The sequence below is a fragment of the Streptomyces piniterrae genome (genome assembly GCF_005048155.1).
In the GTDB taxonomy this organism is placed as follows: Bacteria; Actinomycetota; Actinomycetes; order Streptomycetales; family Streptomycetaceae; genus Streptomyces; species Streptomyces piniterrae.
The window spans coordinates 222,549-233,247 of record NZ_SUMB01000012.1; the positions used below are offsets into that span (position 1 = coordinate 222,549).

At 67.5% G+C, this 10,699-nt stretch carries 12 protein-coding genes; 4 read left to right on the forward strand and 8 right to left on the reverse strand.

Annotation, left to right across the window (positions count from 1 at the left end; translation table 11 throughout):
• Window positions 1–92: 92 nt before the first annotated feature.
• From FCH28_RS30115 to FCH28_RS38340, 4 genes are all read right to left on the reverse strand, one after another.
• Complete coding sequence (locus tag FCH28_RS30115; RefSeq protein WP_136743343.1) at window positions 93–1,610, reverse strand: alpha/beta hydrolase; 1,518 nt, start codon at window positions 1,608–1,610, stop codon at window positions 93–95.
• A 323-nt stretch (window positions 1,611–1,933) separates the two neighbouring features.
• Window positions 1,934–2,596, reverse strand: coding sequence for a class F sortase (locus FCH28_RS30120; protein ID WP_136743344.1), 663 nt, complete (start codon window positions 2,594–2,596; stop codon window positions 1,934–1,936).
• Window positions 2,593–3,405, reverse strand: coding sequence for a hypothetical protein (locus FCH28_RS30125; protein WP_136743345.1), 813 nt, complete (start codon window positions 3,403–3,405; stop codon window positions 2,593–2,595). The genes FCH28_RS30120 and FCH28_RS30125 overlap by 4 nt, the downstream gene beginning before the upstream one ends.
• 361 nt (window positions 3,406–3,766) lie before the next feature.
• Complete coding sequence (locus FCH28_RS38340) at window positions 3,767–3,937, reverse strand: hypothetical protein (RefSeq protein WP_169314288.1); 171 nt, start codon at window positions 3,935–3,937, stop codon at window positions 3,767–3,769.
• Window positions 3,938–4,216: 279 nt separating this feature from the next.
• On the opposite strand from FCH28_RS38340, the gene FCH28_RS38345 reads away from it, so the two are divergent.
• Window positions 4,217–4,378 carry a hypothetical protein gene (locus FCH28_RS38345; protein WP_169314289.1) on the forward strand — a complete coding sequence of 54 codons (162 nt, stop codon included), beginning with the start codon at window positions 4,217–4,219 and terminating at the stop codon, window positions 4,376–4,378.
• Window positions 4,379–4,392: 14 nt separating this feature from the next.
• Here FCH28_RS38345 and FCH28_RS30130 read toward each other — a convergent pair whose 3' ends face one another.
• Window positions 4,393–4,950: a Uma2 family endonuclease gene (locus FCH28_RS30130; RefSeq protein WP_136743346.1), complete on the reverse strand. Its 558-nt coding sequence runs from the start codon at window positions 4,948–4,950 to the stop codon at window positions 4,393–4,395.
• A gap of 223 nt (window positions 4,951–5,173) precedes the next feature.
• Here FCH28_RS30130 and FCH28_RS30135 point away from each other — a divergent pair, with 223 nt between their 5' ends.
• From FCH28_RS30135 to FCH28_RS30145, 3 genes are all read left to right on the forward strand, one after another.
• A complete protein-coding gene (locus FCH28_RS30135; RefSeq protein ID WP_136743347.1) occupies window positions 5,174–5,665 on the forward strand; it encodes a hypothetical protein in 492 nt (163 codons plus the stop codon).
• An 87-nt stretch (window positions 5,666–5,752) separates the two neighbouring features.
• Window positions 5,753–6,319 carry a hypothetical protein gene (locus FCH28_RS30140; protein ID WP_136743348.1) on the forward strand — a complete coding sequence of 189 codons (567 nt, stop codon included), beginning with the start codon at window positions 5,753–5,755 and terminating at the stop codon, window positions 6,317–6,319.
• Between the two features lie 871 nt (window positions 6,320–7,190).
• Window positions 7,191–7,637 carry an RICIN domain-containing protein gene (locus FCH28_RS30145; RefSeq protein WP_136743349.1) on the forward strand — a complete coding sequence of 149 codons (447 nt, stop codon included), beginning with the start codon at window positions 7,191–7,193 and terminating at the stop codon, window positions 7,635–7,637.
• Window positions 7,638–7,826: 189 nt separating this feature from the next.
• Here FCH28_RS30145 and FCH28_RS30150 read toward each other — a convergent pair whose 3' ends face one another.
• From FCH28_RS30150 to FCH28_RS30160, 3 genes are all read right to left on the reverse strand, one after another.
• Window positions 7,827–9,590, reverse strand: coding sequence for a purine-cytosine permease family protein (locus FCH28_RS30150; protein WP_246103357.1), 1,764 nt, complete (start codon window positions 9,588–9,590; stop codon window positions 7,827–7,829).
• A gap of 201 nt (window positions 9,591–9,791) precedes the next feature.
• Window positions 9,792–9,980 (reverse strand): hypothetical protein, encoded by a 189-nt coding sequence (locus FCH28_RS30155; protein WP_136743350.1) that lies wholly within the window; start codon window positions 9,978–9,980, stop codon window positions 9,792–9,794.
• A gap of 222 nt (window positions 9,981–10,202) precedes the next feature.
• Entirely contained in the window at window positions 10,203–10,670 is a 468-nt protein-coding gene (locus FCH28_RS30160) for an RICIN domain-containing protein (protein ID WP_169314290.1), read from the reverse strand.
• Window positions 10,671–10,699 lie beyond the last annotated feature (29 nt).

Sequence of the window (10,699 nt, forward strand, 5' to 3'; positions counted from 1 at the left end):
CCGGAGATCAACGGACACTAAACGACGGTGTCGAGGGCGAGTGCGGGCCGATTCCAGGGACTCACACCCTGCCGGCGGGTTCGGACCGCCGGTCAGCGGGTGCCGGGGCAGCGGATGTCGCGACGGGGGAGTGCGCCGTCGACCAGCCAGGCGGTGGCGACGGCGCTCGCGCAGCGGTTCGGGGTGAAGCCGTAGACGCCGTGCCCGCCCTGCTCCACGCCGGCCAGCGCGGCTCGGCGGCCGAGGGCACGGCGCGTGGCCTGAGCCCCGATGTACGGCGTGGCCGGGTCGCGGAGGTTCTGCAGCAGCAGAATGTTGCGCGGCCCGCGGCCCGTGATCTTCGCCGGCGCTTCGCGGGGCCGGTAGGGCCAGAAGGCGCACGGGAAGATGTCGCTGCTCATGGGCCCGCTCACCGGATAGCGCCGGGAGTCTTCGCGTAGCGAGCGCCGATACGGAGCCACGCTGCGCGGCCAGCTTCGGTCGTCCTGGCACATGGTGGCCGCCGCGCTGGGCTGGACGAGCTGGTTGAACACGGGATCCAGCGCCTTGGCGTACAGCGCGTCCAGCGGAGTTCTGACCCGCTCGGCGGACGGTGCGCCGGGCGCATGGGCCAGGAACTGCCAGAGCAGTGCCAGATTGCGGAAGTCGCTGTCCGAGTACAGCCCCTGCAAGGTGAGTTGACGCAGCACCGTGCCGCTCACCTTGTGCCGGCCGACGACGACCGGGTGCCGGTCGAGCCGGTGAATGAGAGTGAACAGGATCCGTCCCACTCGCCCGGTGTCCCGGCCCAGGTGGTACGTGGCGTCATGCGTGGCGAGGTAGTGGGTGAAGTCCGGGTAGCGCTGCTCGGATCCCAGGCCGAGGAGCCGGAAGCGTCGCCGCCACGTGGCGGAGGTGTCCACCACACTGTCGAGGATCAACCGCTCGGTGCGACGCGGGAACATCTGCGCGTAGACGGCGCCCAGATAGCTCCCGTAGGAGACCCCGTAGTAGGAGATCCGCCGCTCTTTCAGCGCCGCCCGGATGCGGTCCATGTCGCGGGCGTTGTTCTTCGTGTACATCGTCGGTACCAGCGGTCCGGCGTGCCGGGCGCACGACCGGCCGACGCTCCGCTGCAGTTCGGCGGTGGCGGAGAACGGCTTGCCGTACAGCGGCGGAGCCAGCGGCAGATTGTCCAACTGGTGGACCGAGAGATGGCACGAGACACCCGAACTGGCGGCCAGCCCTCGGGTGTCGAAGCCGATCAGGTCGTAGTGAGCCCGAACGGAAGCGGGCACCGTCGCGCTCCACCACACAGGCATCGCCACCCCCGGTCCGCCGGGGCCACCGGGATTGAGCAGCAGTACGCCGCGCCGATGCCGCGGGTCGGACGCCCGGAGACGGGAGACCGTCAGTTTGACCCGCGGGCCTTCGGGACGGGCGTAGTCCACCGGCACCTGGACGGAGGCGCAGCGCAGGGGCGAGTCATGGGGGACCGACTTGGTGGGGGGACAGACATGCCAGGTCAGCGGTCCGGACCCGCCGGGCCAAGCCACCGGGACGGCCGAGGGTGCAGCCGGACCACTTGCCATGAGGGCCACGACGGTCAACGCGGTGGCCGCGACGCGCATCGCCCGTGGTGTCCTGGAACGTGAACGGATGGCAGCAGGAAGCGGCACGAACCCTCCAACGGCGGTCGGCAACGACGGTCGGCGGAACCGGCCGACGACCCGGCCTCATGCCGGCGTGCTCACCGGCACGTCGCCCACCCTGAGGCCGGTCGACGCCACGCCGCGAAACGCGCCCGGCGGACGTGGCACAGGAACACCCGTTGAGCTGGCACAAGAACACCCATTCAGCTGGGACAACAACACCCATTGAGCGCAGAGCGCAGAGCGCGGCTGCCGCTGCTGGGGCCGGCTTCAGCAGCCGGCCCCAGCAGCGGCGGGCGATGCTATTCCGCCGCCCCGGCCAGCTTGGCGAACACCACCACATTGTCCGGGTAGTAGTGCTGCGATGCGTCGTACTGACCACCGCAGGTGATCAGACGCAGGCCCGCGTAGTCGACGTTCTTGTACACCTCGATGGTGGGAAACTTGTTCTTCGGGTACTGGGCGACACGGCTGACGGTGAACTTCTGGGACTTCCCGTCCGTCCGCGCGACCTCGATCGCGTCACCGGCCTTCAACGAGGACAGCCTATGGAACACCGCCGGTTTCCCGTTCCAGCTGACATGACCCGCGATGACGGCCGGGCCCTTCTCGCCGGGCGCCGGGCCGGGCGTGTACCAGCCCGCCTTCCCGGGGTCGGCGGGCGTCTCCATCGCGCCGTCCTTCTTCCGACCCAGGGGCACCAGGCTGGAAGAGATGTCGAGCGACGGAACGGAGATCTTCTGTGGCGCCGCTCCCTGCGAACCCCCCGTCTCCCGCCCACCGCCCTGACCACTCTCAGCTCCCGTTCCCGTTCCCGTTCCGGGGGCGCCCTGGGCTCCCTGCGCGGGCGGCTGCTCGACGGGCGCTGCCTGCGACGCCGACTCCTGGCCTCCGCATCCGCTGACCAGCACCAACGCCGCGGCGGCGGCAAAGCATCCGGCTACGCGCTTGATCCGGGCCCTCACGCGGCGCTCCGTCCGGCCGCCTCGACACCGGCGGCCGAGCGCTTCCTGCGGCCCAGCAGCACCGCCCCGGCGGTCGCTACGACGGCAAGCGCGCCGGTGGCCACCAGGGCCCCGGGCACCTCGTCGCTCGCGGCCGTTCCGCCACCCGTCTCCACGCCACCCACCGGAACGGATCCGACCGCCGCCCCCTCGACAATCCCGCAGACCGCGGGCGCGGTGGCCTCCTGAGGCAACGTCGGGTCGAGCTCGCTCTTCCCCACGCCGAAGTCGTACTTCTTGTTGCCGTTCGGGTCGATACCGTGCTGCACCACATGAAGGTCCTTGATGTGATCGACCACGTCCTGGGACACGGGGATGGTCCGCTCGTAGGAGAGTTTCCCCTGGGCGTCCGCCTTGGGCATGCGGTCGACGGCTAGCCCGCTCTCCGCGCTGGTGTCGCCATCGGTGGTGAGCGAGATGTTGATATCGCCGTAATGCACCGTGGCCTCGGTGTTGTTGATGATCCCGTCGCCGTCCGTGTCGGCGCTCTCGTCCGGGCACTGGAAGTCGTGCCCATCGGTGGAGCCGTGGATGTGCTGTGCGTGCGGCTGGCCCGGCACGAGCCCCTCCGACTCGATCTTCACGGTCAGCTTGTTGCCACTGAGACTGAGCAACGCCGTGCCCTTGCCCTGCGAGTCGTTCAGCTGGTCCAGGTTGATCTGATACGCCTTCTCCCCGGCAGCAGTGGCCGGAGCGGCGGCACCCACGAGGGCCAGGGCGGCAGGCAGAACAAGGAGGGCGGCGAGGCGGGCGGTGCGCTGGGTTGTCACGGTCGTTCGTTCCCTTCCGGCGGTGTCCCGTCTGGGATCGCCGTGGTCTCGTCCGGACGGCCCGTACAACGATGCTTCTCACGGCTGGGGTGACCGTGCGATGTTGCCGGGCGCAAGTAGCCCGTAGTACGACGCCCACCGACGACGTGTTCAGCGCCCTGCCCGATGTAGCGCCTTGTCTAAAAACGAAGGATTCCCTTGACAGCTGCGTCTCTCGTATGTGGCACCGGAGCTGTGGCACGGGGTCTACATGGGTCGCTGACTCACCCACGACCATCGACTATGGACGATTCGCCGAGCGGCTGACTGCTCCGTGGCCGCAGCGGCGGCAACTCGTGGCGGAGCTCCAACGGGAGTTCGGCTACGACGGTGCCGTCGGGAGCGCGAACACGAAGCCGGCGGTCACCGGAGTCCCGGAGGCGCTCACCGCCTGGATGGCCTCGCCGGTCAACTCGTTCCTCGTCGACCGCCAGTTGTACGAGACCATCCTGACGTGGCCGCCGCAGCAGGCCGGCGAGCACCGCGTCTTCATGACCGAGTACGAAGGATGCTGCGCATGGGGCTACCGGACGGCCGACGCCCACCTGCCGGATCCCTCCGTATGGCTCGGGCCCGCCCCGGACGAGGAGGACGGGCCCTGGGAACTGCTCGGCCACTCCGTCACCGAGTGGCTGGTGCAGATGACGCTGCTGCGTGTGGTGCCGGAGTACGCGTTCAACGGGTGCGTGCGGACCTTCGGTACCGACGAGGAAGTGCAGGGCCGCGCAGTACGTTCGGCCCTTCAGGAGCTGGGACTCTCGCCATGGTCTGGATGTCCGAGCACGACTCGTGGGAATGCGGCGACCTGGAGATCTACGGCCGAACGGAGAACGCGGTCCGGGAGGCCGCTGACCGTCTGGAGACCACGCTCGATCACGGCGAGATCAGGGCGCCACGGCGGGGCGCGTTGCAGAACCGGATCAGCACCCCCTGATCACGCCGGGGTTGTCAGAGTCCGCTGGTGTCGAGGTCCAAGCCGAATGGCTCCGGGATGTGGAGCGTGGTGCCGTAGGGGTGGGGGCCCTCGGCGCGGGTGTAGCCGAGCTCGCCGGGCTCGGAGTAGAGGGTGACCGACCGTTCCTGGCGATCGACCAGGAGGTAGAGGGGCGCACCGTACTCGGCGTACCGCTTGCGCTTCACCACACGGTCGGTGTCGGCGTTGGACTCGCTGGTGACCTCGACGACGAGCAGAGTGTCGGCCGGAAGAAGGGCACCGGCCCCTTTCGCCGCCGCGGCCGGCACTACGGCGATGTCGGGGATATACCAGTTGGAGGAGCCGGGGAGGTCAAGGTTGCCGCTGCCGGTGACGCAGTCGAGCTCGCGTGCACGTGCGCGGATCTGGTCGCGGATGGTTTCCGCGGTCGCTTCGTGGTCCCAGGTTGGTGACACGGGTTCGATGACCCCTTCGACGATCTGGGCCCGGTCGCCCTTGATGTGCTGGATGGCGAATTTGAGGGCGCGCTCGGGGTCGACACCGGCGTTGTAGTCGGACGGCGCTTCGGTCATCGGGGGCGTCCTTCGAGGCAGCTCTGATCGGGGCTGGTCGGTGGTTCTCTGTCGGTGGTTCTCTGGTGGGTCTGGTTCGGTGGTTCCAACTTAGCGTCGCGCCGATGGTGGGCGGACCGATATGGGCCGCGGGTCGCTCGTGTGGGGCTACGCGGTGGTGGTCTCCCCGCCGTCCTCACCACGCCGTGATCAGAGCCGTGCCGCGAGGCTTTAGAGTGCTCGGGTGAGCAGTGGGATATCGCGTAAGCAGGGCAACGGCCGCCAGGGAGAACCGAAGCCGGCATGGGGTTGGCGGGTCGTGGGGCTCCTGATCGGATTCGCGCTCGCCCTCATCGGTGTCGGCGGGGTCATCGTCAACGGTATCCAGGGTGTGCAGGCTACCGGCCTCGTCGGCACCCGCGGCACGTTCACAGTGGACTATTGCTCCGACACCAACCCCAGCGGCAAGAACTCCGACTACGAGTGCCGTGGCACCTTCGCTGCTCCCGCTGAGGACGGCGGCGACCGATGGCGGGGCACGCTCGAGAACGCGGAAGACTACCCGACCGGCGAGAACCTCGACGTCGTCGAGGGCTGGGTGGGCAGCAGCAAGAACTTCCGGGAGACCGGCGTCGGGGCGACCCTGGGCTCCGTGATGTGGCTGTGCTTCGCCCTCATCAGCCTGGCGATGGGAGTCGCCCAGCTCAGAAAATGGGCGAGGAGCTTCAAGAAGTAGACAGCACTTGCGGGCGGTTCAACGGCTCCAACACCTCCATAAATTCAAGTCGACACACGCGACGCGACCCACGCGTACAGGAGAAACGTGGCAGCCTTCTGGGAAGCACTCACACCAACTGCCGTCGGTGCCGCCGCCACCGTCTTGGGTGTCTACATGGGCGCCGTCGTCGGTCGGCGCAACCAGGACCGCCAGTGGATACGTGACAAGAAGACAGCCGCGTACGAGACCTTCCTGCAGGAGTTCACAGCAGTCGAGATCGAACTACGACAGGCGTACCTGGACGATCGCCTGCCCGAGGTCCGCTGGGAGCGATTCAACGCGGCCCTGGTGTCCGTCAGTCTCCTCGCGGATCGTGACGTCGGGCCGGCTGCCGCCCGCCTCGCCGATCTCATCGAACGGTTCACCCTCGTCTTCGACGGGCGGGCCAGGGCGCTGGAGGAGCTCAGGAACATACACAGCGGCCTCGTTCAGGCACAGATGAACTTCGTCAACGCCGCACGCCGGTCGCTCGACCCGTCCCACGGTGATTTCGACTGGCAGCTCGGCGGGCCGTCGCCCTGGTACGGGATCGAGCATTTCCACGGCCAGGAGGACGAGGCAGGTACGAGTGAGCCGCTGGGCGGTCCTCAGCCCCGGCCCTCCAGCAACTGAGAGCCCGGGCCCGGGCCCAGGCGTATCTCGGCGAGTTCTCGCTCGGTCAGCACCTGGTCTCGCAACCTGTGGAAGCCGTCCAACGCATCCTCGTCATGGACGGTACCGAGGGCCTCGTGCAGAGCCTCCTTTATTTTCGGTAGGTCGCGTGCCCAGTCTCGTACGTGCCAGTGGATCATCTCGTCGAGGAAGCGGCATGACGGTCCCAGGGCCCCTTCATCACGAACGATGACCTGTCGGCCGGCCCGGACACGTTCAAAGCTCCAGAGCAGGGTGAATTAGGCGGAGCGCGCCGCAACAGGATCACTTGCCTGGTCGCGGTATCGGACGAGGGTGCCCAGAGCATCACGTGCGGCCTGTACGTGCCCGGATGTGAGGTCACCGCCCCCACGGACACAAGCCGAGCCAACGCGCTCATCACGGTAGAGACCTGCGTGTTCCGTCGTGCGGATCTCCGGTCTCGATGGCGCAGCAGTGCGGCTGCGGGCGTGGTACGGCACCTGCGTCGACCAGGCCCCAGCAGCGGCGCCGATCCGCAGGGGATGGCACCCACCGCAGTCCCAGGGCATAGCGCGTTGCCGGGCGTGATCATGTCGGGGTAACGTAACGCCGGTCTTTCGTACGTTTTTCAGCGTATTGAAGGCCGATATCATGACTACGTGGACACGTCCACAAAAGGTAACGGACACGCATGCGAGGCGTAACTACCCCCGTAGCAGCGGGCGTTGCGGTGCCAGGGACTTCAGCGTCCCGGCCCGTACGCCCCTCGGCACGGCGGGGCGGCTGACCACCGCCGAGTACCTGCCGGAGCCGGCAGGGGAGCTAGCCGCGTCGCCGCGGTCCGGTATTGGACCCTAGAAGGGGGAACACGATGAGGAAGCGCCTGATAGGTACGTTCGCGGCCGGGGCGGTCCTTGCTCCGGCGCTGATGATCGCCGGCTCGGGGCAGGCGTTCGCCGCCAGCAAGACCGTGCAGTGGAAGAACACGGGCAACGGCAAGTGCCTGGTGTCCAACGGCTACTGGGTGGGCGTCGGCAGCTGCAACGCTCCGACGAGGAAGTGGCAGGAGACGAAGCAGTCCGACGGAACCTACGTCCTCAAGAGCGCTGACCACGGATGGTGCCTCGACAGCAAGCAGGACGGCACCGTGTACGCCCGCTCCTGCAACGGCGGTAAGAACCAGAAGTGGGTCGAGAGCAAGGACTCCTTCGGCTGGCGCCTGCAGAACAAGGCCACTGGGCTGACTCTCGGCGGCTACGACAACGGACAGGCTTACGCGTCGTTCGACGGCGGCCTCAAGCGCCAGCGCTGGAGCTGATTCCGGCCCGAGCCGCGATCCCTGCCCTGATTCCGGTCCGATTCCTGGACTGATTCTCGGCCTGATTCCTGGGCCGAATCCCGGGGCCGGTCCGCTCGCCGTCAGAAGGCGGATGCGGACCGGCCTTTGCGCTCGTAGGTGTCCCTACTCGTAGGTGTTCCTAAGCGTTTCTAGGCGTCCCTATGCGCCCTATGCGTTCCCATGGGAAGAAGTGACGGGCCGCTTCGCCGCGGGTAGCACGTGGTCGCCGTTCCGGTCCGTGCTCAGGCACAGCGAGCAGACCACCGCGTCGTGCGTAGGACAGGCCGCCACATCCGGGCGCTCGAAGTCCTGCCGGCAGACATGGCAGGTGTAGATGGTCGCGCTGGGATTGCCGTCCGCGTCCAGCAGCGGCTCCGCGATCCCGTCACCGGTGCGCCGCAGGTAGTACCGGCCCTTGGTGGCCACGGCCATCAGCGGCGTCAGGACGAAGGCGATCAGGGCCGCCGCGACCGGCGAGTACGGCTGGAGTGTGTCGCCCAGGGCGTGGAAGTACATCGCGATCGACAGCCCGGAGGCGGCAGTGAAGGCCACCACTCCCACGGGGTTGACCGCGTACAGCATGCCTCGGCGGAACTCGGGTGCGTGCGGGGACAGTTTCAGCACGTACTTGTTGACCGTGATGTCGGTGGCGATGGTGACGACCCAGGCGATCGCGCAGTTGGAGTAGAAGCCCAGGATGGTGTTCAGGAAGCTGAACATGTCGGTTTCCATCAGGATCAGCGCGAACGTCAGGTTGGCCAGGACGAACACCATCCGGCCCGGGTAGCGCTTGGTGACCCGGGTGATGGAGTTGGTCCACGCCAGCGAACCGGAGTAGGCGTTCGTCACATTGATCTTGATCTGGCTGATGACGACGAGGACCACGGCCAGCGGGATCACCAGCCATGAGGGCAGCATTGCGGAGAAGGCGCCGGTGAACTGCTGGATGGGTTCGGTGGCCGCGGCCGGCCCGGCCTTCACAAGGATATGGATGGCCAGGAAGAGGCCGATGGCCTGCTTCAGCGCACCCAGCACCACCCAGCCGGGGCCGGCCATCACCACTGCCGTCCACCAACTGCGCTTGTTGGCCTCGGTCTTGGGCGGCATGAAGCGCAGATAGTCGATCTGCTCACCGATCTGTGCGATCAGTGACAGACAGACGCCCGCACCCAGCAGCACCGAGGCGGTGTTGACGCCGCCGTGGCCGTCGGATCCCGCATACGAGACGAAACGGTCCAGCGTCCCCGGGTCGGTGGCCACGAGGTAGACCAGCGGCCCCACCATCAGCAGCAGCCACAGGGGCGTCGTCCAGACCTGGAGTTTGGTGAGTGCCTTCATTCCGTAGATGACGAGTGGGATCACCAGGAGGGTGGAGACCAGATAGCCCAGCCACAGTGGCAGCCCCAGGCCGAGCTTCAGCCCCTGGGCCATGATCGACCCTTCCAGCGCGAAGAAGATGAAGGTGAAGCTGGCGAAGATGACGCTGGTGAGGACCGAGCCGTAGTACCCGAAGCCGGAGCCGCGGGTGATGAGGTCCAGGTCGATGTTGTACCGCGCCCCGTAATAGGCGAGCGGAAAGCCGGTGACGAAGATGACCACGGCCGCGACGAGGATCGCGACCAGCGCGTTTCCGGTGCCGTGGGTCAGGCCGATACCGGCGCCGATGGAGAAGTCGGCCATGTAGGCGATCCCGCCCAGAGCCGTGGTCGCCACCACCATCGGCGTCCAGCGGCGGTAACTGCGCGGCGCGAACCGGAGGGTGTAGTCCTCCAGCGTCTCCGACACGGCCTGTCCGGTGGCGGCCTCTCCGGTGGGGGCCTCTCCGGCGGCGGCCTGCTGGGCGTCCGGACCGGTTTGCGGCGCGGTCTCCGGCGCGGTCTGCGACGTGGCTCGGCCGGTGCCGGGTGTGGTCAGTTGTGGCTCGACGCTCATGTCAGGCCTCCTGGGGTGCGGGTGGGGCTGCGCCCCGGAGGTTAGGAAGACGGTGTTACCGGCGACTGCTTCCCTGATGACGCAGCTGTTTCGGACGACGAGGCCCCCGGGCCAGCCGGTACTCGCCGTCATCCATTTCGGGGGTCGGCACGCCTCACCCCCCTCACTTCCCCTCGCCACTGACACCCCGTCGAAGCCTGATCAGTCTGTTCCAGGCAGTGCACTGCGACGTTCGACCAGAAGGTCGACGCACTCACGGATCTCGGGCACCGGCGCGCCGGCGTGCTCCCGCATGGACACGATCGCCTGGATGGTGCGATCACTGTTGATCAGGTCATCGACCTCGGCACGTGCGTCGTCCGCGAGTCTGTCCCACAGGGATTGCTTCATACGCGCATTGAACCTGCCGTCTCACTTGGGGAGTCAAGCGGATTGCCTGCTGGGTCGAACGCCGTCTGCGGGGTTCAACGCTCTTCCCGTCGGAGATCTGGTGGGGGAGTGGCTGCAGGGCGCTGGATCTCCAGGTCGACCCGGGGAGTTCCCGCCTCGGGCACACCAGCTGACCGTGGCCCGGCCCGGCACATCGCGTGCCGGGCCGGGCCGGGCCACCATTCAGAAGTCCCAGCTCTGGCTCCGCGCGCCGTTGCAGCTCCAGCTCACCAGGAGCTGACCGTTCTCAGGCCGGCCGCCCAGGATGTCGAGGCACTTTCCGTTCACCCGGCTGCGGATCTCGCTGCCGTTGCGGAACCACTTCTGGTGGGCGCCTCCGTTGCAGTCCCACATGCTCACCGAGCCCTGGTCACCCGGATGGGCCGCGTAGATCTCCAGGCACTTTCCGTTCATGCCGGAGCGGATCTGCTCACCGTCCCAACGCCACTGCTGGTTGGTGTTGCCAGTGCAGTCCCACGTGACGGTTGAGGCGCCGTTCTCCTGATGGAACATGAAGATGTCGGCGCACCTTCCGTTCAGGTTGGACTTGAGCAGCGGTGCCGCGGCGAACGCCGGCGAACCCGTCAAGGTACTGCCGACCGCGAGCGCGGTGATCGCCAGCAGCAGCAGCAGTTGTTTCGCAGCTTTCATGCTTCCCTCCCTGTAGCCATTGCGCGGTT

Bases quoted from the DNA above. Each gene is read 5' to 3' on its own strand.
- FCH28_RS30145 (WP_136743349.1), top strand. From the start codon at position 7,191: ATGAGGAAGCGCCTGATAGGTACGTTCGCGGCCGGGGCGGTCCTTGCT.
- FCH28_RS30130 (WP_136743346.1), bottom strand. From the start codon at position 4,950: ATGACCGAAGCGCCGTCCGACTACAACGCCGGTGTCGACCCCGAGCGC.
- FCH28_RS38345 (WP_169314289.1), top strand. From the start codon at position 4,217: ATGTCCGAGCACGACTCGTGGGAATGCGGCGACCTGGAGATCTACGGC.
- FCH28_RS38340 (WP_169314288.1), bottom strand. From the start codon at position 3,937: ATGAAGACGCGGTGCTCGCCGGCCTGCTGCGGCGGCCACGTCAGGATG.
- FCH28_RS30160 (WP_169314290.1), bottom strand. From the start codon at position 10,670: ATGAAAGCTGCGAAACAACTGCTGCTGCTGCTGGCGATCACCGCGCTC.
- FCH28_RS30150 (WP_246103357.1), bottom strand. From the start codon at position 9,590: ATGAGCGTCGAGCCACAACTGACCACACCCGGCACCGGCCGAGCCACG.
- FCH28_RS30155 (WP_136743350.1), bottom strand. From the start codon at position 9,980: ATGAAGCAATCCCTGTGGGACAGACTCGCGGACGACGCACGTGCCGAG.
- FCH28_RS30115 (WP_136743343.1), bottom strand. From the start codon at position 1,610: ATGCGCGTCGCGGCCACCGCGTTGACCGTCGTGGCCCTCATGGCAAGT.